The 24,073-nt window shown below is 56.9% G+C and carries 22 protein-coding genes; 6 read left to right on the top strand and 16 right to left on the bottom strand.

Translation table 11 applies throughout. From position 1 onward, the window contains the following. Positions 1–18: 18 nt before the first annotated feature. From pheS to uvrA, 8 genes are all read right to left on the bottom strand, one after another. Positions 19–1,065, bottom strand: a complete 1,047-nt coding sequence (gene pheS, locus QP934_RS07520) for a phenylalanine--tRNA ligase subunit alpha (protein ID WP_419127212.1) — start codon at positions 1,063–1,065, stop codon at positions 19–21. 103 nt (positions 1,066–1,168) lie between these two features. After that, positions 1,169–1,972 carry a TrmH family RNA methyltransferase gene (locus tag QP934_RS07515; protein WP_005323262.1) on the bottom strand — a complete coding sequence of 268 codons (804 nt, stop codon included), beginning with the start codon at positions 1,970–1,972 and terminating at the stop codon, positions 1,169–1,171. 107 nt (positions 1,973–2,079) lie between these two features. Then, a complete protein-coding gene (locus QP934_RS07510; RefSeq protein ID WP_419127211.1) occupies positions 2,080–2,532 on the bottom strand; it encodes a TM2 domain-containing protein in 453 nt (150 codons plus the stop codon). A 153-nt stretch (positions 2,533–2,685) separates the two neighbouring features. Continuing rightward, a complete protein-coding gene (gene rplT, locus QP934_RS07505) occupies positions 2,686–3,069 on the bottom strand; it encodes a 50S ribosomal protein L20 (protein ID WP_005323264.1) in 384 nt (127 codons plus the stop codon). A gap of 55 nt (positions 3,070–3,124) precedes the next feature. Further along, positions 3,125–3,319 (bottom strand): 50S ribosomal protein L35, encoded by a 195-nt coding sequence (gene rpmI / locus QP934_RS07500; protein ID WP_005323265.1) that lies wholly within the window; start codon positions 3,317–3,319, stop codon positions 3,125–3,127. A 36-nt stretch (positions 3,320–3,355) separates the two neighbouring features. After that, positions 3,356–3,877 carry a translation initiation factor IF-3 gene (infC, locus tag QP934_RS07495; protein ID WP_080970442.1) on the bottom strand — a complete coding sequence of 174 codons (522 nt, stop codon included), beginning with the start codon at positions 3,875–3,877 and terminating at the stop codon, positions 3,356–3,358. A gap of 270 nt (positions 3,878–4,147) precedes the next feature. After that, a complete protein-coding gene (locus QP934_RS07490) occupies positions 4,148–4,996 on the bottom strand; it encodes a hypothetical protein (protein WP_419127210.1) in 849 nt (282 codons plus the stop codon). A gap of 7 nt (positions 4,997–5,003) precedes the next feature. After that, complete coding sequence (uvrA, locus tag QP934_RS07485) at positions 5,004–7,844, bottom strand: excinuclease ABC subunit UvrA (RefSeq protein WP_419127209.1); 2,841 nt, start codon at positions 7,842–7,844, stop codon at positions 5,004–5,006. Between the two features lie 65 nt (positions 7,845–7,909). Between uvrA and QP934_RS07480 the strand changes: the two genes are divergently transcribed. The 4 genes from QP934_RS07480 to QP934_RS07465 all read left to right on the top strand — a co-directional run bounded on the left by QP934_RS07480 (position 7,910) and on the right by QP934_RS07465 (position 13,032). Continuing rightward, complete coding sequence (locus tag QP934_RS07480) at positions 7,910–8,512, top strand: MBL fold metallo-hydrolase (RefSeq protein ID WP_419127208.1); 603 nt, start codon at positions 7,910–7,912, stop codon at positions 8,510–8,512. A 77-nt stretch (positions 8,513–8,589) separates the two neighbouring features. Next, positions 8,590–9,606, top strand: a complete 1,017-nt coding sequence (locus tag QP934_RS07475) for a DoxX family membrane protein (RefSeq protein WP_337888759.1) — start codon at positions 8,590–8,592, stop codon at positions 9,604–9,606. 163 nt (positions 9,607–9,769) lie between these two features. Beyond that, positions 9,770–11,995 carry a HelD family protein gene (locus QP934_RS07470; RefSeq protein ID WP_419127207.1) on the top strand — a complete coding sequence of 742 codons (2,226 nt, stop codon included), beginning with the start codon at positions 9,770–9,772 and terminating at the stop codon, positions 11,993–11,995. A 20-nt stretch (positions 11,996–12,015) separates the two neighbouring features. Next, positions 12,016–13,032 carry an App1 family protein gene (locus tag QP934_RS07465; protein ID WP_337888757.1) on the top strand — a complete coding sequence of 339 codons (1,017 nt, stop codon included), beginning with the start codon at positions 12,016–12,018 and terminating at the stop codon, positions 13,030–13,032. A 69-nt stretch (positions 13,033–13,101) separates the two neighbouring features. Here the strand turns inward: QP934_RS07465 and QP934_RS07460 are convergent, their stop codons facing one another. The 7 genes from QP934_RS07460 to rpsA all read right to left on the bottom strand — a co-directional run bounded on the left by QP934_RS07460 (position 13,102) and on the right by rpsA (position 21,284). After that, positions 13,102–13,542: a universal stress protein gene (locus QP934_RS07460; RefSeq protein ID WP_317026587.1), complete on the bottom strand. Its 441-nt coding sequence runs from the start codon at positions 13,540–13,542 to the stop codon at positions 13,102–13,104. Between the two features lie 83 nt (positions 13,543–13,625). Further along, positions 13,626–14,078 (bottom strand): universal stress protein, encoded by a 453-nt coding sequence (locus QP934_RS07455; RefSeq protein ID WP_005323274.1) that lies wholly within the window; start codon positions 14,076–14,078, stop codon positions 13,626–13,628. Between the two features lie 129 nt (positions 14,079–14,207). Continuing rightward, positions 14,208–16,301, bottom strand: a complete 2,094-nt coding sequence (uvrB, locus tag QP934_RS07450) for an excinuclease ABC subunit UvrB (RefSeq protein ID WP_419127206.1) — start codon at positions 16,299–16,301, stop codon at positions 14,208–14,210. 40 nt (positions 16,302–16,341) lie between these two features. Further along, positions 16,342–16,704, bottom strand: coding sequence for a DUF4259 domain-containing protein (locus QP934_RS07445; RefSeq protein WP_419127205.1), 363 nt, complete (start codon positions 16,702–16,704; stop codon positions 16,342–16,344). 90 nt (positions 16,705–16,794) lie between these two features. After that, a complete protein-coding gene (coaE, locus tag QP934_RS07440) occupies positions 16,795–17,394 on the bottom strand; it encodes a dephospho-CoA kinase (protein ID WP_419127204.1) in 600 nt (199 codons plus the stop codon). An 81-nt stretch (positions 17,395–17,475) separates the two neighbouring features. Then, positions 17,476–19,527, bottom strand: a complete 2,052-nt coding sequence (locus QP934_RS07435; protein WP_419127203.1) for a glucose PTS transporter subunit IIA — start codon at positions 19,525–19,527, stop codon at positions 17,476–17,478. Between the two features lie 296 nt (positions 19,528–19,823). Further along, positions 19,824–21,284, bottom strand: coding sequence for a 30S ribosomal protein S1 (rpsA, locus tag QP934_RS07430; RefSeq protein ID WP_023021654.1), 1,461 nt, complete (start codon positions 21,282–21,284; stop codon positions 19,824–19,826). Positions 21,285–21,534: 250 nt separating this feature from the next. Between rpsA and QP934_RS07425 the strand changes: the two genes are divergently transcribed. Together QP934_RS07425 and QP934_RS07420 are read left to right on the top strand one after the other, a co-directional pair. Continuing rightward, positions 21,535–22,266 (top strand): class I SAM-dependent methyltransferase, encoded by a 732-nt coding sequence (locus QP934_RS07425; protein WP_419127202.1) that lies wholly within the window; start codon positions 21,535–21,537, stop codon positions 22,264–22,266. A gap of 9 nt (positions 22,267–22,275) precedes the next feature. Next, positions 22,276–22,746 (top strand): RDD family protein, encoded by a 471-nt coding sequence (locus QP934_RS07420; RefSeq protein WP_337888751.1) that lies wholly within the window; start codon positions 22,276–22,278, stop codon positions 22,744–22,746. Positions 22,747–23,143: 397 nt separating this feature from the next. On the opposite strand, the gene QP934_RS07415 is transcribed toward QP934_RS07420, so the two are convergent. Then, on the bottom strand, positions 23,144–24,025 hold the full coding sequence (locus QP934_RS07415; RefSeq protein ID WP_419127201.1) for a DNA glycosylase AlkZ-like family protein: 882 nt from the start codon (positions 24,023–24,025) through the stop codon (positions 23,144–23,146). Between the last annotated feature and the right edge of the window lie 48 nt (positions 24,026–24,073).

The raw sequence follows: 24,073 nt of genomic DNA, 5'->3' as shown, positions 1-24,073 counted from the left end.
GTCTATCCTTTCTGGGTTTTAAGCCTGCACGCCAAACGGCAGGGTGAAGCGGACATCGCCTTCGACCATGTCGCGCATATCGGTCAAGCCATTGCGGAACTGCAGCGTGCGCTCGAGGCCCATGCCAAAGGCAAAGCCCGTGTATTCCTCTGGGTCAACACCAACGGCGCGCAGCACATTGGGATTCACCATGCCGCAGCCGCCCCACTCGATCCAACCGGCGCCGCCCTTCTTATTCGGGAACCACACATCAACCTCGGCAGAGGGCTCGGTGAACGGGAAGTAATTCACGCGCATGCGCGTCGTAGTCTCCGGACCGAACAACACCTTGGCCAAGTGCTCAAGGGTGCCGCGCAGGTGAGCCATGGTCAGGCCCTTATCCACGGCCAAACCTTCTACCTGGTGGAAAACCGGGGTGTGGGTGGCATCCAGCTCATCGGTGCGGAATACGCGACCTGGGCAAGCGATATACAGCGGCACATCGCGCTCCAGCATCGTGCGCACCTGTACCGGAGAGGTGTGCGTGCGTAGCACCTGCTTAGAGCCCTCGCCGGAGACGTGGAACGTATCCTGCAGGGTACGCGCTGGGTGATCCGGCTTAAAGTTCAAAGCGTCGAAGTTAAAGTACTCCGCCTCAACCTCGGGGCCATCCGCGATTTCCCAGCCCATGCCGACGAAAATATCCGCAATGCGTTCCGACAGTGCGGTAATCGGGTGAAGCGCACCAGTCTGGGTGCGAGTGGTAGGAACCGTCACATCTACGGTCTCTGCTCGCAACTGCTCCTCGCGGGCCTTTTGCTCCAAGACGTCCTTAACCTGGGCAAAGCGCTTTTCCATCTTGCCGCGGGCCATGTTGACAGCCTTGCCAGCGCTCTTGCGCTGGTCCTTGGGCAGCTGCCCCAATGACTGGCGAGCCTGCGGAATATAGCCGCCATCTCCTAGGTGCTCGCGGCGGGCTGCAGCCAACTCATCGAGCGTTTCGGCTGCGTCAAAGGCTGCGATAGCCTTTTCGGCCGCGGCCCCAAGAGCCTCTTCGGTCAATTCGATCTGCGGTGTATCGGACACGTACTTCGTACCTTCTTCTCGCGCGAAAACTAACGCGTGCAATCTTACTCTGTCCCGGCTAGTCCGACCGCCCCAGGGACCCCCTTTTCATTCGGGGATCTGCTTAGCTGTGCTCTTGGGCTTTTGCTGACTCATAAAGACAGATACTCGCCGCGGTCGCTAGGTTGAGTGACTCTGCGCGCCCACGTAGCGGAATACGCACCCGCATATCGGCTTCTTCCAGTAGCTCGCCCAACCCGTGGGCCTCGTTGCCAAAAAGCCACGCCGTTGGCTGAGATAGATCTGCCTCTGCGAGGTCGACTTCCCCATCGGCGGCTGTCGCCACAATCTGCATGCCTGATTTACGCAGCTGCCCCAAAACGTCTTTGATATTGGGATCCCGCGCTACTGGGACATGAAATAGCGAACCGGCTGAGGCGCGCGCTACCTTGCAGCTGAGGGGATCGACCGTCTCGCCCGCAAAAATTACTCCATCTGCGCCCATGGCGTCGGAAGTCCTAATCAACGTGCCTGCATTGCCCGGCTCCGAAGTGAGCACGGGAACAGAGACCAAACTTGGCTTGCCGTTAAGGATTTTGCCCGCGGACCACAGCACTGGCTTGCATAGCGCGAAAAGCCCCGTGGTGGTGGCGGTATCAGATAAATGCTTAGCCGCTTTATCGGTAATGGGATGTACGTACACCCCCATGTATCCACAGGCGGTAATAATGTCACCGAAGCGTTCTGCGGCCTTTTCAGTGACGAAAACATCGACAGCCGCGCCTGTAGACACCGCGGCATCTACGGCGTTTTCTCCCTCAATCAGGAACTGCTTCGCCTTCTTCCGGTTAGCCGCACGGTGCAGCTTGGCTGCGTTAACAATGCGCGGAGTGCGTTCAGTAAAGGCAGAGTCAAAATCCAAATTCATGGCTCCTACCCTACCTACTAGTTGCCTATCCCCAGGCTCAGCCCCTGCTGCGTAAGCAAAATAAAAGTCCTGTTGCCGATTTGGCAACAGGATCACAATGTTGGGTGCTACTTAGCTAGTGGCACGCCGCGGGCGTCCTTATCGTAATCACCGGCGCCGACAATGATCATAATGAACTCAATAAAGACCCAAATTCCGACGATGGCCCAAAACGCGAATCCGAGCAAGAACCAGAAAGTAGCCCAGCCCAAGATATTAAGCACCAGCTGCGCTACGCCAAAGCTCGTGCGGCCGGTATAAAAGTTATGCGCGCCGAAGGAGCCCAAGAAAAAGCACAGAAGCAAAGTCGCGATCCAAGACTTTTGTGGTCCCTGCGCCACATACTGCTGCTGCACCGGATAGGAACCCATATTCGGTTGTGGTGCATAGCCTTGGTTGTACTGCGGCTGGTAATCGGCCTGCTGGTTATAAGGGTTGTACTGCTGGCCCTGGTTGTTGTCATAGGAGTGTCCAGAATACTCGCCGTTTTCTGGTTGGTAGCCACCATTTGGGTTTGTCACAGGGAAATCTGCTCCTCGGTCTCGGGGTTACTCGGGGTCTCGACCCAATGTAGCATGCGAGGCCGAGCTCACTAGACAGATAGAGCGTAAAACCAACAAGGCCCGCTTCGCCTGGCACATAAGCCGGAAAAACGGGCGTTGTATTCCTAGTAACTAGGCAGCCTTAGGAGCGTTAACGTCCTCAGGCAGGGCAGCCTTGGCAGCCTCGCACAGTGCGGAGAATGCCTCGAAGTCATTGACAGCAAGCTCAGCCAGAATCTTGCGGTCAACCTCGATCTCAGCCAGGCGCAGGCCATGGATGAGACGGTTGTAAGTGATGTCGTTCATGCGGGCAGCAGCGTTGATGCGCTGGATCCACAGCTTACGGAACTCAGACTTACGAGCGCGACGATCGCGGTAAGCGTAAGTCATGGAGTGCAGCCACTGCTCCTTCGCCTTACGGTACAGGCGGGAACGCTGGCCGCGGTAGCCCTTAGCGGACTTCAGAATCGCGCGACGCTTCTTCTTTGCGTTAACTGAGCGCTTTACTCGTGCCACAGTGATACTTCCTTAATTCGAATTGTGATGGCGGATGTGGGTTGATTCGGCGCTATTATGCGCGGCCGAGCAGGCGCTTGACGCGCTTGGTGTCAGGCTGTGCGACTGCCTCGGTGCCCTTCAGACGACGGGTACGCTTGGACGGCTTGCCCTCCAGCAGGTGGCGGCGGCCAGCCTGCTCACGGCGCAGCTTGCCGGAACCGGTCACCTTGATACGCTTTGCGGTGCCCTTGTGGGTCTTCTGCTTCATGAGTATTAAGTCCTTAAATCCTACGTGGAATCTGGTCTACTTCTTGCCCTTGCGAACCGGACCCAAAACCATGGTCATATTGCGACCATCCTGCTTGGGGCGGGACTCAACAACGCCAACTTCAGCGACGTCATCAGCCAAACGCTCCAAGAGGCGGAAACCCAGCTCCGGACGCGATTGCTCACGGCCACGGAACATAATGGTCACCTTGACCTTGGATCCCTTCTCGAGGAAGCGAACTACGTTACCCTTCTTGGTCTCATAATCGTGATCATCGATCTTCGGGCGGAACTTCTGTTCCTTAACCACGGTCTGCTGCTGGTTCTTACGGGCTTCGCGAGCCTTCTGAGCCTGCTCGTACTTGAACTTGCCGTAGTCCATGATCTTGGCCACTGGGGGCTTTGCCTTCGGGGCGACCTCAACCAAGTCAAGGTCAGCCTCGTATGCAAGCTTGCGAGCATCATCAGTACGGACGATGCCCACCTGTTCACCACCGGGGCCTACCAAACGGACCTCGGGTACTCGGATACGCTCATTGATGCGAGCTTCAGCGCTGATTGTGGTTCTCCTCGATTAGGGGGTGTATGAGTAAGTAGTTCACCTACCGGGACCACAAACGAATCAAACCCGGTCTGCCAAAGACAGCCGGGAGTTCTCACAGTGCCAAGCACGTTTGCTTGGTTACCTTTACCTTTATCCTACGAACGGTGTTCGCGGCATCGGGTGGGAGATACTCCGCTTGTGACCCACAAACCTTGAAAAGGCGTCATGGGCGGTAGTGGCTTTGAGGATAGCAGCTTCTACCCTTTCCACCAAATCGCAACTCGCTTAGCTGTCCTTGCAATGGGCAGCTGGTTTAATAATGCCCTTCTTTACCCCTTTATCAACGATGCCCACCATTTCTTGGGCGAGGTACTTTACCGCTGGCTCAGCTTTGGCATAATCCTCGCCATCGGTAACCACAGATAACGCGACACTGATGCGCTTTCCGGTAACCTCATGAACACCAAATTGGCGGTAGGTGTACTCATTTTCGTCCTCGTCCAAGCCCCAGCCACTTTTGGCGCGGGTTCGCTTCTCTTTCGACAGGCCAATTTTCTGCCAGGACACAATGTCTTTGAGTACCTTGTGGACGTAGTCCGCCTCCTCAATGCAAGGCAATTCAGCACCGAAGACTGCCTGGTCTTTCAATGACCACGTGGAGTAGCCGAAGGCGGTGTTATGGATATCCGCGTGCGATCCATAGTCTTCGAGCAATTCCTCTACGGCCTTATCGGCGGAGCCTTCGTGCCATTGCACCTGGGACCACAAGGAGTAGGCGGCATCGTTATCGGATTCCTTGATTGCCAAGTCAACCAGGCTTTTATCCGCGCCGTCTTTCAGCGCCGCGATGGCGATCGGCACCTTAATGGTGGACCAGACAGGGCCCTTGCCCTTATCGCCCACAGCAATGGTGTCATCGCCGGCTGAAATAGCGACCCCAACCTTGGCGTGGTACTTCCTTGCGGTCTTGTCCACTGCACGGTCAAGCTGTGTGCGCACTGAGTCCGGGTTGAGTGCCGGAGAGGCCGTCGCGGGCGCTGAGGCCTTCCCGGTCTCAGGATCGCTAGAGCAGGCGCTCAGCGTAAACAGAGTGAGCGCTGCCAGCAGGCTAACGCCGAGGCGGTAACTATTCATTGTGCCCCTACTTCAACATTTCTTTTAGGTACCTTCCGGTATAGGAGCCTTCCACCTGCGCAACATCTTCCGGGGTGCCCTGGGCGACTACGGTGCCACCGCCGGCACCGCCTTCCGGCCCCATATCCACGATCCAGTCCGCAGCCTTGATGACATCGAGGTTGTGCTCAATGACAAGCACCGAATTGCCCTTGTCTACGAGGCCTTGGATAACCAACATCAACTTGCGAATGTCCTCAAAGTGCAGACCAGTGGTCGGCTCGTCCAAGATGTAGATGGTCCTACCGTTGGTGCGCTTTTGCAGCTCCGAGGCGAGCTTAACGCGTTGCGCCTCACCGCCCGAAAGCGTAGTAGCGGCTTGGCCGAGGCGAACGTAGCCCAAGCCGACGTCGACAAGCGTGGCAAGGTAGCGGTGAATCGAGTTGATGGGCTCGAAGAAGTCCGCTGCCTCAGAAATTGGCATGTCGAGTACCTCGGCGATGTTCTTGCCCTTGTAGTGCACCTCCAAGGTCTCGCGGTTATAGCGAGCGCCCTCACACACCTCACACGGAACATACACGTCCGGCAGGAAGTTCATCTCGATCTTGATGGTGCCATCGCCTTGGCATGCCTCACAGCGCCCACCCTTGACGTTGAAGGAGAAGCGGCCGGCCTTGTAACCGCGGACCTTGGCCTCCTGGGTTTCGGCAAAAAGGTTTCGGATCTTGTCAAAGACGCCCGTGTAGGTTGCTGGGTTGGAACGCGGGGTACGGCCAATCGGGCTCTGGTCTACCTGGACCAGCTTATCTAGGTGCTCCACACCCTCGACGCGCTGGGCACGGCCGGGGACCTGGCGGGCACGGTTGAGCTTATTGGCCAAAGTCTTGGCCAAAATCTCATTGACCACGGTGGATTTACCCGAGCCGGACACGCCGGTAATGCACGCCAGCACTCCCAGCGGGATTTCGACGTTTATGCCCTTGAGGTTATTCTCGCGCGCACCCACGACTTTCAGGGTGCGGTCCTTGTCGATCTCGCGGCGGTGATCCGGGACGGCGAGCACCTTCTTGCCAGATAGATACTGGCCAGTCAGGGACTCCTCTACCTTTTCAATTCCTGCCGGTTCGCCTTGGTAGACCACCTCGCCACCATATTCACCGGCACGCGGGCCCACATCTACGAGCCAATCGGACTCCCGAATGGTGTCTTCATCATGCTCGACCACAATGAGGGTATTGCCAATATCGCGCAAACGCTGCAGCGTCTTAATAAGCCGGTGGTTATCGCGTTGGTGCAAGCCAATGGAAGGTTCATCGAGCACGTAAAGTACACCGGCCAAACCGGAACCAATCTGCGTGGCCAAACGGATGCGTTGTGCCTCGCCGCCCGAAAGCGTGGATGCGCCGCGATCCAGCGTCAGGTAATTCAGACCAACGTCCAGAAGGAAGCGCAACCGAGCCTGGGTTTCCTTGAGTACCGCCCCGGCAATGATTTCCTCGCGCTGTCCCAGCACCAAAGAGTCCAGGAATTCAGAGGCATCCTCAATCGAAAGCGCACACAGTCCCGCAATGGACTGCTCACCATGAGTAGTAGAAGCCAAGCGGACAGCCAAGATCTCCGGCTTCAAGCGCGTGCCTTTACAGGTGCTGCACGGCACGCGGCGGGTGTACTGCAGCAGGCGGTCTTTTTGGGACTGAGAATCGGTCGTTTCCAGCTTGCGGTGAATGAAACCGGTCGCGCCCTCAAACGGCGCGGTCCAATTGCGCTGGCGCCCGTAGCGGTTCTTGTACCGAACCTGCACCTCCTCGTCCGTGCCATAGATGAGCGCGTGGCGCTGCTCCTCGGTCAATTCGTTCACTGGCGTCTTAGGGTCAAACCCCATTGCCTTCCCCAGTCCCTCCACTAGCTTGACAAAGTAGCGGGAGTTGGGAGAGGAGTGCCACGGCTGAATCGCATCAACCGCCGGGGCCTCTGGATCCGGAATAAGCAGGTCAACATCGACTTCCAGCTTGGTACCTAAACCGTCACACACCGGGCAAGAACCAAACGGGGCATTGAAAGAAAAAGCACGGGGCTCATACTCTTCGATGGTCAGCGTATGGCCATTCGGGCAGGCGGCCTTCTCCGAGTACGTGTGGGTGAGCTCTTCCCTATCCACGAACTCGATGGTGACTAGGCCATCCGCCAAGCGCAGGGCCGTTTCCACCGAATCCGTTAAGCGTTGCTTCTGCGAGGCCTTTACCTGCAGACGGTCAACCACTACCTCAATATTATGCTTGATCTGCTTCTTTAGCTTGGGAGGATCGCTGAGCTGATGGGTCTCTCCATCCACTCGCACGCGGGAATAACCCTGAGCCGACAGGTCTTGGAAAAGATCCACAAACTCGCCCTTGCGCTTACGCACTACCGGTGCAAGCACCTGGAATTTCAGTTTTTCTTCCAGATCCAGCACCGCATCCACAATCTGCTGCGGTGTTTGGCGCTCAATCACCGCATCGCATTTTGGACAGTGCGGGGTACCAGCACGGGAAAATAGCAAGCGCAGATAGTCGTAGATCTCCGTGATCGTGCCCACCGTAGAACGTGGATTATGGTTGGTGGATTTTTGATCAATGGACACCGCGGGTGACAGGCCATCAATAAATTCCACGTTCGGCTTGTCCATCTGCCCTAAGAACATGCGGGCATAAGAACTCAAGGATTCCACGTAGCGTCGCTGACCTTCAGCGAAGATGGTGTCAAAGGCCAGCGAAGATTTACCGGAGCCGGATAGACCGGTAAAAACAACCATTTTATCGCGGGGGATATCGATATCCACGCCCTTGAGGTTGTGCTCGCGGGCACCGCGCACCACCAAACGATCAGCCACTGTGCTCAGACCTCCAGTACTAGGGATTGCAATCTCCCCTCGAATGTACCCGTAGGCTAGGAAACATGACTAACGAGCTTGAGCTACATCAGATTTCCGTGTCCGAAATGAACAATAACTGCTACCTCCTACAGGCGGGCGAAGAGGGCTTGCTTGTCGACGCCGCCGATGACGCCCCCGCAATCCTCGACATGGCCCGCAAAGCTGGAGTGAAAATTACCGCGGTTCTCACGACGCACCGCCACTGGGATCACGTGCGCGCGCTCGAGGAGATTTTGTCCGAAACGGGTGCCACTCACTACGCCTCCTTCTTGGATTCCCCCGCCATCCCGGCTGAGGTAGACGTGGAGCTGCGCGAGGGCGATTCCATCGAGTTCGCGGGTCTTCAGCTGCCAGTCATCATCTTGCGCGGCCACACCCCCGGCGGGGCAGCTCTGGTTGCAAGCATCGATGGCGTCACCAATCTCTTCGTAGGCGATTCCCTCTTCCCCGGCGGCCTGGGCAAGACCACCTCTGAGGGTGACTTCGTACGCCTTTATAAGGACGTTACGGCGCGCATCTTTGATGAGTTCCCCGACAATACGATCGTGCGCCCGGGACACGGCAAGTCCACGACCTTGGGCGAGGAGCGCCCCAAGCTTGGTGACTGGTGGGAACGCCGCTGGTGATCCAGTGGCTAATTTCCGCGTACAATGGTCTAGCACACGATAGGTCTAGAACAACGAGCTAAGGAGCTTTAAGGACTATGATTCGCAAGCTTGCCCGCCCCATGCTGGCATCCGTATTTGTATGGGAAGGCGTAGACAACCTGCGCAACGCGTCCGAGCACGTGAAGGAAACCGAGGGTTTTCTCAAGACCGTGCGCAAGGCCGTTCCTTCTGAGTACCAGGGCTACATCCCCAATGACCCAGAACTAGTTACCCGCGCGATTGGCGGCGCTAAGGTAGGCGCCGGCTCCACCTTGGCTCTGGGCAAGGCACCGCGCACTTCCGCTGCGGTGCTGGCCGCTGCTACCCTGCCCAACCTGATTGGCAAGAACAACTTCTGGGCTGCAGACAACAAGGAAGACAAGGAATCCCGCCGCAACGGATTCGTTACCAACACCGCTTTGCTCGGCGCACTGTTTATCGCTACCCAGGACACCGAGGGCAAGCCTTCCCTGCGTTGGCGCGCACAGAAGGCCGGCAAGCGCACCAACAAAAAGATTCAGCAGGCGCTGCCTACTAAGTCTGAATCCGAGCAGAAGCGCGAAGAGCTCTCTGCCCGTGCTAACGAGCTGTCTTCCAAGGCCGGCGACTGGATCAACGAGACCTCTGCCAAGGCACAGGCTTACGTAGACGACAACAAGGATGACTGGCAGTCCACCGGCCGTGGTCTGCTAGATACCGCAAAGTCCTATGTTGACGATGCCAAGACCTACGTAGAGGACAACAAGGACGATTGGCAGGAGTCTGGCCGCGACTTGCTGGGCAACGCCAAGTCCTTCATTGAGGACTCGGTCGACAACGCCAAGACTTACGTTGAAGACAATAAGGGTGACTGGCTCGAGACCGCGCAGGCTAATCGCGACATCGCCCGTACCCGTGCGGTGAAGGCAGCTACCAAGGCTCAGGCACGTGCCGATAAGGCCGTCGCCAAGCTGGATGGCGCAAAGTCCAAGCGCGCAAACAAGAAGGCCTCCAAGCACGCTGACAAGCTACAGCAGGAGGCAAATAAGAAGATTGAGGCAGCTATCAAGAAGCTGGAAAAGCGCTCTAAGTAGCCACATCTTCCTCGGCCGACTATCTCGGCGATGACTCAACGGCCCAGCCTTATGCTGGGCCGTTGTTCTTTGTCACAGCAGAGTCTAAACTCATCTCTCCCCCTCGCCGGACAGCGTGCCCGGCACCTTCCACCCCATCAACGTCCAATCACCAAGGAGTCACGTGAACTCAGCATCCAATAAGCACGCGGCGGCCGCAGGTTCCTCGGAGCGCGAAGCCATCGCTACGGAGCAAGATTATGTGGACGGCCTATTCTCCCGCCTCGACGATGAGGTGACCGCGGCAAATGAACGGCTTAATGAGGTGCAGGCGGACGTAGATCCTTCCACCCCGGACGCGGATGCCTTGGTGCGCCGCGAAACGGAATACCACGGGCTCCAAGCCAAGCTGGATCGTCTCAATGTGGCCCAAATGGGTTTGGTCTTTGGCCGCATCGACATCGATGCCCCAGGTGACAATCCCACCTCGGAAGGCCTAGATCGCCGCTACATCGGCCGCATGGGACTCGATGCGCGTGAAGATGACTACCGCACGCTCCTTCTAGATTGGCGTGCCCCCATGGCACGGCCCTTTTATCTCGCTACCACCGCCCAACCAGAAGGCGTACACACCCGCCGCCATATCCGGACCAAAGGGCGCACCGTCACCGGCATTCATGATGAGGTTCTGTCTGGCCCTGGCGTGCGTGAAGAAGAGACCGGCGTAGCGAGCGAATCCGCTCTCTATCACGCTATGCAGCGAGCCCGCACGGGCCACATGGCCTCCATTGTGGAGACCATTCAGCGGGAGCAGGACGAGATTATCCGCGATAACACCCGCGGCGTGATGGTGGTAGAAGGCGGCCCCGGTACCGGTAAAACCGCAGTTGCGCTGCATCGCGTTGCTTATCTGCTCTATACCCACCGCGAGCTACTTTCTGCCACGGGCGTACTCATCGTTGGCCCCAATAGCAGCTTCTTGGACTATATTTCGCGCGTGCTCCCCGAACTGGGTGAGACCGGCGTGGTGCTCTCAACCATTGGCGGGCTCTTCCCTGGAATTGAACCAGGCCACGAGGAAGACCTCGTAGCTCGGGAAATCAAGGGTAGCGACGCCATGGTGGAAATCCTCTCCACCGCGGTCAAGGACTACCAGCTGCTTCCCGACGCCCCCCGTGAGCTCGCAATCGACGGCCTTACCCTAAGCGTCACGCCAAACATGGTGAAAAGCGCCCGCACACGTGCTCGGCGCTCGCGAAAGCCACACAATGAGGCGCGTGGTGCCTTCATTGAGCACCTCGTAGAAGACCTAGCCCAGCAGATGGCAGACACGGTAGGTGCCGATCCGCTTGGCGGAAAGAATCTTCTTTCGCGCGCCGATGTCGATCAATTCCACGATGACCTTGCTGAGGACGCGGCCGTCACTGCCTTGATCGATGAGTTTTGGCCCGAACTACACCCCACAGATGTACTTGCTGCTCTAGTCTCCTCGCGCGAGCGCATCGCTTCTGCCGCGCACGGATATGACGAAGAAACCCAAGAAGCGCTCTACCGGGCAGAGGGACGAGCATGGACGGATTCGGATGCGGCCTTGTTAGACGAGCTTGCCGTCCTCATCGGCCTGCCCAACCCTGAAGAAAAGAAGGCAGCCGATGATGCCGCGTGGCGTGAGCAAGTGGCTGATGCGGAAGACGCATTGGATATCTTGTCCTCCTCCGAGTCCACAGATAATGATGATGACATGTTTGAAGCAGAAATCCTCTCTGCCCACGATGTCATCGACGCCGAGACCCTGGCGCACCGCCAGGAGGTACGCGATAAACGCACCACTGCCCAACGCGCCCGCGAAGACCATACGTGGGCTTATGGTCACATCATCGTGGACGAGGCCCAAGAATTAACACCTATGGAGTGGCGAATGCTCTTCCGCCGCTGCCCTTCCCGGTGGATGACTTTGGTGGGTGATACCTCCCAGACTGGTTCCCCAGCAGGTGTTGATGACTGGGGCGAGGCCCTCGAGCCCTTTGTGGCTCAACGCTTTCGTCACCATTTTCTTACCGTCAACTATCGCACCCCGCAACCCATCACGGATTTGGCCAATGGACTATTGGAAATGATTAACCCTGACGCCATTCCGGCGACAGCCATCCGTGATGGAGTGCAGGTCCGCCGGCTTGAGCACGGCACATACACCCCTGGAGTACACAGCGAAGAGGACGGCAGGCTCACAGCGGTTATTGACGCCGCTACGGCGGAGCACTACAAGGGCCTCGAGTTTGACCACGTGGTCGTGCTCGATCCGCAGCGCATCGTGGACGCCTCCCCACAGGGACTGCAGAACCTCTATGTCTGCATCACTCGTGCCACTCAATCGCTCACGCTCGTTGGTGACTGCGGCGAAGTTCTTTAGGCTCCCGTAAGCTTTATGCCATGGCCTTATCTGACATCATGCGCAAAGCTGAAAGCTCACTAAACTCCATTACTTTGAAGCGCTCCCAACGGCGTGGATGGCAGCCCCTGATTGTGGGATATACAGGTTATGGCACCACCGATCAGGTGAGAGTCTTCGGCCGCGTACTCATGCACGATCCTGATGAAGGCAAGAGGGATACGTGGGGCGAACCCGGCTACCAGCAGTTTCTTACCATTCAAGTAGGACACCACGACGTTTCGGTAACTATTGGGGAAAAGACTGTCGCCGGCACCACCGATCGAAACGGATACATTGACTTACTAGTCTATGACCACGAATTAGAGCCCGGGTGGCATACAGCAACAATCGAGGCCGCAAACGCGAATGCCGTGGAGGTCCAACTACTTATCGTTGATCCGGCGGCCAAGATCGGCATTGTTAGCGATATCGATGACACGGTGCTTGTCACGTGGCTGCCGCGTGCGCTCACCGCGGCGTGGAATTCCTGGGCCAAGCGCCCTAGCAAGCGACAGGCCGTTCCCGGAATGGCCGAATTCTATGCTCAACTACAACAACGCTTCCCTCAAGCCCCAGTGTTTTATCTTTCTACGGGCGCTTGGAATACCTTTGGCTCGCTCAAGAAATTCCTGTCTCACCATGGTTTCCCCGCGGGCCCCATGCTGCTGACGGACTGGGGCCCAACGGAAACGGGACTGTTCCGCAGCGGTCAGGAGCACAAGCGTGTTCAGCTGCGCAATCTGCTCATTGCCTACCCGGATATGCAATGGATTCTCATTGGCGATGACGGACAACATGATCCATTGACCTACGGCGATGTGGCTAATGAGCATCCGGACCGGATTCACTCTGTGCTCATCCGCAATCTCAGCCCGCAGGAGCAGTTGCTCTCCCACGGTTCCCTGAGCCCTTTGGCCGATGCCAATGAGGAGGGCCACTTCTCTATCCCCTTGATTCAGGGCGCGAACGGTAACGCCATCGCCGCCGCATTCAACGCCGCACACCCTAAGGACTAAGCTGCGCTTAACGACGAAACCCGCCTTGGTCTTTCCAGAACAAGACCAAGGCGGGTTTTATCCCCGCTTTTAGCTGACGGTGTGAACGATCATTACATCGCAGTCAGACTGGCGAGCAACGTCTGCTGGCACGGAGCCCAGCAGGCGACCGGTCAGGGAGTTGATGCCGCGGTTGCCCACGATAAGCAGGTCAGCATCGTTGTCGTTGACGATGGACATCAGGGCCTGCACTGGGGTGCCCGGGCGAACAGCGGTTTCGACCTTGGAAGCGCCGAACTTCTCAGCGTGCGCCTTAGCCTCCTGGAGGTTTTCCTCCGCCTTCTCATCGCCCAAAATGGTTACCGAATCCTGACGCAGGGTCTTGGAAGCCTGCTCCTGGTTTTCGTAGTAAGCACAACCGATAATCAGATTGGAATCGAAAGCAGCGGCGATCTTAGCTGCTCGCTCTACAGCGAGGAGAGAAGACTTAGAACCGTCAGTACCGACAACGATCGAGTTGTAGTCGCTCATGATGACCTTTCTTTGTGGGTGTGTACCCAGAGTGTTTATTTAGCCTACAGAGGCATTACTGCCAGTGTAACAACGAAAAAAGATTAACGTTTCTCGCTGGTATTAACTACGACGACGTCCACTTTTGACTTGTGGGTTAGTTCCGTTGGGACAGAACCGAAGACTCGACCACGAACGGAATTCACGCCGCGGTTTCCCACCACGAACAGGTCCACGTCATAGTCCTGGCCTACTTCCAACAAGGCTTTTACTGGGTCTCCAGATTTCCCTACGATCTCAATGTGTTCCGCACCCTCCGACTCGGCGATACGGGTGGCATTGGTCAGGTAGGTACCGGCCATGTCCTCACTTACAACGGGCAGACCGGCTTCGTCGCCCCTCGGAGCACCAAGCATGGATCCAGCGTGGTTATAAAAAGCTGAGATAATAATCAGCTTAGCGTCGTACGCCCGTGCCATGGACGCCGCAGCGCGGACTGCGCGCAGGGAGGTTTCAGAGCCATCGGTGCCGACGGCAATGTTTTTATAAGTAAGCATTATTCTCCTTGCAGTTGAACTATTTCGCAGTGACAACTAAACGGCGCTTCTGGCACTTATCCAGTATAACTAGCGCAGCCTTTTAGAAAAGTACCCTCGGAGCCAATCATCACTTTCAGGGGGAGAAAACTAAATTCCCGCTTCCTTCAATCCACGCAATTCCTTCTTTAGATCAGCAATCTCATCGCGCAGACGACCAGCCAGTTCAAATTTAAGCTCGCGCGCGGCGGCACCCATTTGGGCCGAGAGGTCATCGATAAGCGCCTGCACCTCATCGGTAGCCATGCTGGAAATATCCCGCTTCTCCACCACTGTAGAGGGATCAGAGTTAGACTCTTCGTCTCCGCCGTCTTCATAGACTTGGTCAAGGATATCGGCAATCTTCTTCCGCAAAGGCTGCGGGTCAATGCCGTGTTCCTTGTTATAGGCTATTTGCTTTTCGCGGCGTCGCTCCGTCTCCTCGATTGCCTCCTGCATCGAATCGGTGATTTTATCGGCATACATAATCACCTCGCCAGAGACGTTACGGGCAGCACGGCCAATGGTCTGGATGAGCGAGGTGGTAGAGCGCAAGAAGCCTTCCTTGTCTGCATCCAAGATGGCAACGAGCGACACCTCGGGGAGGTCAAGGCCCTCACGCAGGAGGTTAATGCCCACCAGCACATCAAACTCGCCGAGGCGCAATTGCCGCAAAAGCTCGAGGCGCTGCAAGGTATCGATATCCGAGTGCAAGTAGCGCACCTTAATGCCTTGCTCCAACAAGTAATCGGTGAGGTCTTCTGCCATGCGCTTAGTCAGCGTGGTCACCAGTACTCGCTCTTGCTGCGAAATGCGGGTGCGTACCTCATCGATGAGATCATCAATCTGGCCCTTCGTAGGCTTGACGGTAACCTTCGGATCCACCAGACCAGTTGGTCGAATCACCTGCTCCACGTACTCACCGTCCGAGGACGTAAGTTCAAAGTCGCCAGGGGTGGCGGACATGTAGACGGTTTGTCCCACGCGTTGTTCAAACTCATCGAAGGTCAGCGGGCGGTTATCCACTGCGGAGGGCAGACGGAAGCCGAATTCCACTAGGTTGCGCTTGCGGGACATATCGCCCTCGAACATGCCGCCGATCTGTGGGACCGTGACGTGAGACTCGTCAATAATGGTGAGAAAATCTTCGGGGAAGTAATCCAGCAGCGTTGCCGGCGCGGAGCCGGCTGGACGGTCATCGACGTGGCGGGAGTAGTTCTCGATGCCGGAGCAAAAACCTACCTGCTCGATCATTTCTAGATCGTATTCGGTGCGCATGCGAAGTCGTTGTGCCTCCAGCAGTTTGCCGCGGTTTTCTAGATCGTCCAGGCGCTCGGCCAATTCCTCTTTGATGGCGGCTACGGCCTTTTCCATGCGTTCAGGTCCGGCCACGTAGTGGGTCGCGGGAAAGATGCGCACCTCATCTACTTCCTCGATGACATCGCCAGTGACGGGGTGAATGTAGTAGAGAGAATCAATATCATCGCCGAAGAATTCAATGCGCACCGCACGTTCCTCATACGCCGGAATGATATCGACCGTGTCGCCCTTGGCGCGGAAGGTGCCGCGGGTAAATCCTACGTCGTTGCGTTCGTATTGGATATCCACCAACAAACGGAGGAAGCGGTCCCGGTCTAGCTCCTCGTCCACGGAAATAATGACCGAGCGATCCAAATAGGACTGCGGTGTACCCAAGCCATAGATGCAGGACACGGAGGACACAACCACCACGTCTCGGCGGGACAGCAGCGCCGAGGTGGCCGAGTGGCGCAGGCGCTCTACGTCCTCGTTGATAGACGAATCCTTCTCAATATAGGTATCCGTCTGGGCAATATAAGCCTCTGGCTGATAGTAGTCATAATAAGAAACGAAGTACTCCACCGCGTTATGCGGCAAAAGTTGGCGCAGCTCGTTCGCTAGCTGCGCTGCCAGGGTCTTATTTGGTGCCATCACCAGCGTGGGTCGCTGCTGTTTTTCGATCAACCACGCAGCTGTGGCGGACTTACCTGTACCGGTAGCACCCATGAGTACTACATCGCGCTCATCGCGGTTGAGGCGCTCATTGAGCTCTGCAATAGCAGCGGGCTGGTCGCCGGCCGGTTCGTATTCAGAGACAACCTGAAACTCACCTGGGGTGCGCTCAACCTCGCTGACGACGCGGTGCTCGGAATTTGGAATAAGAGGATGTTCAGCAGCAAAAGCCATGCCCACTACTCTACTGCTTATATGGCGCGGCTAGCTATGTTCACGGCAAGGAGTCCTGCGCGGTGCGCAGCCACTCTTCCAGCTCGCCGGTGGTCTCCCACAGCGCATAGACAGAAGACGTCTCTGGGCGCATTGCACTATTAATGCGGCGACGCAACCATGCTTTAGACTGCGGTGTATACAGGGGTGCAAGATCCTCGCGGTGAATGCCTTCCGGCAGTGCATCAGCCTTCAGCTTTAACAGAGCGCCCAGCGCGATCATGGTTTCCGCGTCATCGGAGTCTAAGGGCTCCTCGGCACATGACTTCTGAAAGGCTGTGAGATCGAAAGAACCATCACGCAGGCCAGCGAGCAGTTCTCGCGCTGCGTGATTATCAAAAGGTCCAGTATCCCACGTTCCCACGGCGAGTAGCTTAAGACGCGAAAGTTAACACAACTTCTAAACTGCGTAAACTCTAACCTCCCAACGGTTAAAGTTTGGGTGACTCCGCATCTAAGAGTCCGCTTCTATGCGGTCCATGACCTCGGCCGCTCGCGCGCGCAACTGCTCCAACGTGCCATTGTTGTCAATGACGTGCGTAGCCGCGGCCAATCGCACCTCATCAGGTACCTGCGCTGCTATGCGACGGCGCGCGTCTTCCTCTTCCAACCCGCGTGAAGCTACGAGGCGGCGGACGCGCTCTTCTACCGCCACGTCGACCACGATGACGTAGTCCATGTCTTTGTCTAAGCCGTTATCTACCAAAAGCGGCATATCGTAAACGGCAAAGCCATAGCATTCTTCACGTGCCTCAGCGAATCGGCGTTGCGTTTCCGCTTGGATGCGTGGATGGGTAATGGAATTTAACAACTCGGTGTGTTCGTTGTCCGCAAAGGCTCGCCGAGCCAATTCCTTGCGGTTAAGGCTGCCATCTGCCAGCAAAATATCTTCTCCAAATGCTGACACCAGCTCCGCTAACGCAGGCCGCCCGGGCTTGACGACGTCGCGCGCAATGCCATCGGCATCGACCACTTCCCATCCGCGTTCGCGGCAGATCCTCGCGACTGTTGACTTGCCACTGCCAATACCACCTGTAAGCCCAATGAGTTTCATGGCAGCCACCCTACGCGAAAAGGAACCCCACCATACTCGATGATGTGAGGTTCCTCTGTCGCTATAGGTGTCAGCGATCCCTTATTCCGCTGCTTCCTCTGGCTTCGGTGAAATGCGGAGCAAATCATCATTCAGGGTAACCTGGCCGGCTTCGCCGGAGACCGCGCCGAACTTAGTGGCGTTAGTGACCACAACTGGAGTAATCAAGTTATAGCCCTTGGAACGAATGAATTCCGGGTCAAAGCTAATCAACTTGTCACCTGCGGATATGCGTTGCTTCTTTTCCACGTGCACATCGAAGCCTTCGCCTCCCAGCTCAACGGTATCGAGACCTACGTGAATGAGCAGCTGCACGCCATTGTCGAGGCTTAGGCCTACCGCATGGCCGGACTTTTGAACGGTGAGCACCTTGCCGTCGGCAGGCGCATAGACGGTATTGCCAGTTGGCTGGACAGCCATGCCAGGCCCCAGCTTTGCGCCTGCGAAGATAGGATCCGGAACCTCCGAAAGATCTACTGCCTCGCCTTCCAGAGGGGAATCCAGCACGATGTCGTCCTTGCCAGCCTGCTTGGCGGCAACACCAGTAGCAGCAGCGCCCGCAGCGCTGGCAGCAACTGCGCCACCCGCATTCGAGGACTCTTCCTTCCCAGCATTGGTGGGCTTAAACTCCGAACGAGCAGCTACGTCCTCCACAGATTCGCCCTGTTCGCGGGCGATGCGCTCCAAGTCTGCCTGCTTTTCCTCTGCAGTGCGGTAGCCGAAGAACAAGGTCAGGAAGAAAGAGGTAAGGAACGCAGCCGCGATACCAAGTACGTAACCCAGCTGCGGGGTCATAGCGCCAGTGGTCAACGCAGAGGTAAAGACGAAGGCCTCAGCGCGGACATCGAAGAGACCGATGATGGCGCCGCCTATCGCACAACCTGGCAGCAACCGGTAGTAGCTGCGGCGGAAGCGCAACAAGATACCGTAGAGGGAAGGCTCCGACACGCCACCGAGCATGCCCGCAGCGAAGGCACCGATAGAAACCTGGCGCATGGCATTGTTCTTCTCCCTGAAGGAGATAACCATGACCGCGCCTACGACGCCGAAGCAAGCAAAGTTCCATGCGCCCATCGGGCCCTGAATGAAGTCGTAGCCGTAGGTTGCGATGTTCTGAATCATGATGACGTTCAGCGGCCAGTGCAAGCCCATCGGAACGAGGAACGGGTACAGCAGCGGAATAACGATAGCTAGGATGAACGGCGAGAAATCATTGATCTGGTACAGGATCCAGGAAATGCCGTTGCCCACACCAATGCCGAACGGGCCGAGTAAGAAGGCCGTTGCCGGAATCATAATGAGCAGAGAGAAGAACGGCACGAAGACCATATGAACCGCGCTAGGAATAATCTTCTTTAGCCCCTTTTCCACCCAGTACAGGCCGATTGCGGCCAAAATGGGCGGGAAAACCTGGGAGCCATAAGAGTTAATAACCAGCGGCAGGCCAAATACGTTGACCGTATCGCCTTGCTCACCCAGCGACATAAATTCAGGCGTCAGCAGAGCTGCGGGAATAGCCGCGGAGACCCACATATTCGCACCCAACTTTTGGGCCGCGGTCGCACCGACCATCACCGGCAAGAAGTAGAAGACCGACTGGTACATGGCGTGAGCCAAGCGGAAGCCTTCCGGCTGTTCCTCCAGCGGAGCGCGGAAATCCTGAATGTGCGCGGTGTCTGCCAGGATCAGCAACATGATGATGAGCGAGGCACCGAGCAACGCCCACAAAACAGGGCGGAAGGTATCAGAAAGGAACTCGAAGCAGTAATCCACCCAGTCGTACTTACCGCGAACCCCGTCATATTCCTTCTTGGAGGACGCCTCTTTGTCGCCGGAGGCATGCACACCGGGCTGTTTGATGATCTCGTTGTAGTAGTCAGCAACGCCGCCGCCCATGACTACCTGGTAGCCGTGAGCGCCCTGCGGCACGGTGCCAAGCACCGCTGGATCGCTATCGAGCTTTTCTTGATCAACTCTCCCCGCATCAGCAAGTTGAAAGCGCAAGCGCGTCGCACAGTGCGTCAGCGACGTGATGTTGTCGGCGCCGCCAATACTTTCAACGATGTGGGCGGAAGTGTCCTTGATAGATGCCACTTCTTACTCCTCAATTCGATACCACTTATAACCAGTACTGCACTGGCTATAACGTCACCTTTGAGTATAAGAGGATTCCCACATGAACAAAAGCCCGTTTTGTGGACTTGCCAGGAAGTTTTTCTATTTGTCTTTACTTCGTCGCTGGTCAACCGCCTAGAGGCAGTAAACAATCTGGCAAACGTTTGCACAAATTGTCTATAAGATCACAAAAGCCGCGCCCACCCCATCTAGGTGATGAAGTGGGCGCGGCGGTGAGCAAAGCCCTAAGGCTTAGCGGAAACTAAGCGGAAGCTTTAGTTGCCAGCCAGCTTGTCGCGCAGTGCAGCGAGCTGCTCGTCGGAAGCCAGGGAGCCGCCAACCTCTGCCTGAGTCTCGGATGCCGGAGCTGCATCGGAGGAATCAGAGGAGTAGTTGGAGGACTCTGCAGACTCAGCAGCCTCAGCGGCTGCGGCGCGGTTGCGCTCGATCTGAGCGGTGTGCAGGTTGAAGCGACGCTCGGACTCTGCGTAGCGTGCCTCCCAAGCCTGACGCTGCTCGTCGAAGCCTTCCTTCCACTCGTTGGTCTCAGGGTCGAAGCCCTCAGGGAAGACGTAGTTGCCCTGCTCGTCGTAGGAGTCAGCCATGCCGTACTTGGACGGATCGAACTCTTCGGTGTAGTCCTCGTCTGCCTGCTTAACGGACAGGGAGATACGACGACGCTCGAGATCGATGTCGATGACCTTGACCATAACTTCCTGGCCAACGGTGACAACCTGGTCCGGAACCTCGACGTGGCGCTGAGCCAGCTCGGAGATGTGAACCAGGCCCTCGATGCCCTCCTCGACGCGAACGAAGGCGCCGAACGGAACGAGCTTGGTGACCTTGCCCGGAACGATCTGGCCCACAGCGTGGGTGCGGGCGAATACGCGCCACGGATCTTCCTGGGTAGCCTTCAGGGACAGGGAAACGCGCTCGCGGTCCAGATCGACGTCCAGAACCTCAACGGTTACCTCGTCACCAACGGTGACAACCTCAGATGGGTGGTCAATGTGCTTCCAGGACAGCTCGGAAACGTGAACCAGGCCGTCGACACCGCCGAGATCGACGAAGGCGCCGAAGTTGACGATGGAGGAAACAACGCCCTTGCGGACCTGGCCCTTCTGCAGCTGGTGCAGGAACTCGGAGCGAACCTCGGACTGGGTCTGCTCGAGGTATGCACGGCGGGAGAGGACAACGTTGTTGCGCTGCTTGTCCAGCTCGATGATCTTTGCTTCCAGCTCCTGGCCGATGTACGGCTCCAGGTCACGGACGCGACGCATCTCAACGAGGGATGCAGGCAGGAAGCCGCGCAGGCCGATATCCAGGATGAGGCCGCCCTTGACAACCTCGATAACGGTACCGGTAACAGGCTCTTCCTTGGCCTGCAGCTCCTCGATGGCGCCCCATGCACGCTCGTACTGCGCACGCTTCTTGGACAGGATCAGACGACCTTCCTTGTCCTCCTTGGTGAGAACAAGTGCGTCAACCTCATCGCCGACCTCAACAACCTCGTCCGGGTTGACGTCGTGCTTGATGGACAGCTCGCGGGAAGGGATAACACCTTCGGTCTTGTATCCGATGTCCAGCAGTACCTCGTCGTGGTCAACCTTGACGACAGTACCCTCGACAATGTCACCATCGTTGAAGTACTTGATGGTGGCGTCTACAGCTGCGAGGAAGTCCTCTGCGGTTCCGATATCGTTAATCGCAACCTGCGGGGTGTTAGAAGATGGCATATTGAAAAATGCTCCGAATAAATGTAGGAAATCGAAATTGGACAACTGCGTGTCTCTCGAAAAAAGCTTGCTAAGCTGCGCAAATGCAGCTAAAAAGAGAAATAATCGATCCCGCCTCGTGATTGCTTAAAGCCTTCCTACAGGGGCTTAGAACAACCCGTGGCATAGACACGCACGTTCAACCCTACATCTGTCCAGCTAAAAGGGCAAATACGCGCACCAACTATTTCGCAAAGGAATTTCTTCCACCGTGACTTCCCCCTCGCACGCAAACCAGGCCTACTGGGATAGCGACGCCGACAACTACCACGCCGAGCACCCCGACTACCTATCTTCCTTTTACTGGTGCCCAGAAATGCTGCACGAAGACCAAGCACACTTGCTAGGCGACGTCTCGGCCTCCTCCGTCCTCGAAATTGGCTGCGGCTCCGCCCCGTGCACCGAATGGCTGCAGTCGCGCGCACACTTCGCCACCGGCTTCGATATCTCCCGCGGCATGCTTAACCACGCTGCGCCCGGACTCCCCTTAACGCAGGCCGATGCACTGTCACTCCCCTACGCCACCGACTCCTTCGACGCCGCATTTTCGGCGTTCGGAGCCTTTCCCTTCCTTGCCAACCTTGACTTAGCCTTAAGTGAAGTCTCCCGCGTTCTTAAACCAACCGGTCGCTTTGTCCTTTCGGCCAACCACCCGATGCGCTGGATTTTCCCCGACGACCCCACCGATCTCACCGCCGATATCAGCTATTTCGATCGCGCTTATCTGGAGCAAGACCACAATGGCAACCTCACCTATGCGGAGTTCCACCGCACCATCGCCGACTGGTTTCAGGCTTTACAGGGTGAAGGTCCCTACCTCATTGAGCGCATCATCGAGCCCGAATGGCCTAAGGATCTCACCACTACGTGGGGCCAATGGTCGCCGGAGCGCGGCGAGATATTCCCGGGCACGATCATTTTCGTCTGCCGGAATTGCCGCTAACCTATGGGCATGATTCTGGATCGAATTGGCCTACTCCTGCGCCGCGGCCTTGCCTGGTGGATCGACGCCTTCTTGGCAGCAGCCGTCATCGTTGTGGTGCGCTGGGCAATCAATGTACTTGCCGACGCCCCCTTAACCGGCCAAGCCCTCGAGGTTTACAACGCCGTGGCCCTCGCCCTAGTCTTCTACGTCTACCGCGTATGGGCAGAAGCCACCAAGGCGACGTCGCTGGGAAAATGGTCGCTCAAGCTGGAGATCATCGTTACCCACCCCGGATGGCGCGCAGCCTGCCTCCGCAATTCCTGGCTGCTACTCTCGCTGCTCACGCTGACCGGTTTGCCGATAGTCATGCCGTTATTACTCGGCGCATTAAGTCTCTGCGTCCTTGCTTTCGGCCAGACGCCCTTCGACATGCTGGCCAATTGCCTAGTCGAGCGCCGACCTCAGATGGACACGCCTTCTTTTCGCGGCCAGAGGTAATAAGCAAGTGCGAAAATAACCAACGCAGCAAACATCCACGCGGACGGAAAGAGGAACGCAAGTGCCGTGGATATGACCATCACCCCAACGGCCGTCAATCGCCTGACCTTAGGGTTTGGCGCCACGCGCGCCATGATCATGGCCATCAAAAAATAACACCCGGCCAAAACCGGGTACGAAATTGCAGAAACCTTATATTCTTCAAGAAATTGGGCTAGCCCGAGGTCATTAATATCGGCTGCAGGAAGATTCACTTGAATGGCCCACAGGCTTTCAAATAAAGCGGAGTGTCCACTTATTCGTCTTGTCTTCTAACGTCACGGCTCAGCAATTCCCTTCTTGGCTTTTCGGCTCACACTCATAACTTTTGCTGCGCAGAAGAGGCTACCTAAAAAACTTAGTTCTCATCCCGCCATAACTTCTGAACCTTCCGCACTGCATAGTCAGGCATGCCCAGGTCTTCAATAGCTTGTTTATTCCAGGTTCCGCGGACCTGTCCATCCACCACGATGGCGCGGCGAAATACCCCTCGGTTTCCAGGAACGAGTGTCTCGTGGACTTCCTTCGTCATCGCAAATAGACGGTCCTGATAACCCAAGATGTACTCGTCAAATGCCCCCAGCAGCAATACCGATTGCTTCTTTCGTGCTTCGGCCATTTCCACTACCTCAGCCGAAACAAAGTCCTGGGAATCTTCCCCACACTGCACGATGTCCGGCGGAAGGTGTTCAGCTGCTGGCCTTATTAGTCTTTGCGGCAGCTTTGTCCACCAAGCAAAGTCCCGCAGCGTCGCTGGGCCATGAGTGCGGAAATACCGGACCATTAGGTCAGCGGTAGCGGCGACCTTATCTCCATTGAAAGTTTCGTCTATCCCCGGCAGCTCCACTGGTGTGATGAGCTGCTCGGCTCCACAGTAGACGGCGTGACCGCTTTCCATTGCTACGCGCACAACATGCCAGAAAGGCACTTCAGGCAACGCTGTGGTCGCCCGTTCCTTAAGCTCGGCACGCGAAAGGGGACGATCAATGAGCTTGTTAACCGCTGCCAGCAACTCTGCGTCACCCTTGCGCCCTTTAGCGCACAGTTCAGTTATCCAGCCTATATCCTTGACAGAAGCCGCGAAGAGGGTATTGCGCATGGGATAGCCACGCACAATATTTCCGGCATCTGAGTGGTCTTCCGCCCGCAAGGCCAGCGACCGGCGCACCGTATGCAGGTCCTGGCCTTGTATTACACCGAAGGCGCGAACCACCTCCTCAGCACTCTCCCACCGCGGCACGGTTAGGCCTTGCGAGGCGAGCCTAAGGCGCGCCTTTTCTCGGCGGGA

This window comes from Corynebacterium sp. MSK122, assembly GCF_030229435.2.
Taxonomy (GTDB): domain Bacteria; phylum Actinomycetota; class Actinomycetes; order Mycobacteriales; family Mycobacteriaceae; genus Corynebacterium; species Corynebacterium marquesiae.
The sequence above is the reverse complement of the archived record's forward strand: the minus strand, read 5'-3'. Positions and strand labels throughout refer to the sequence as shown.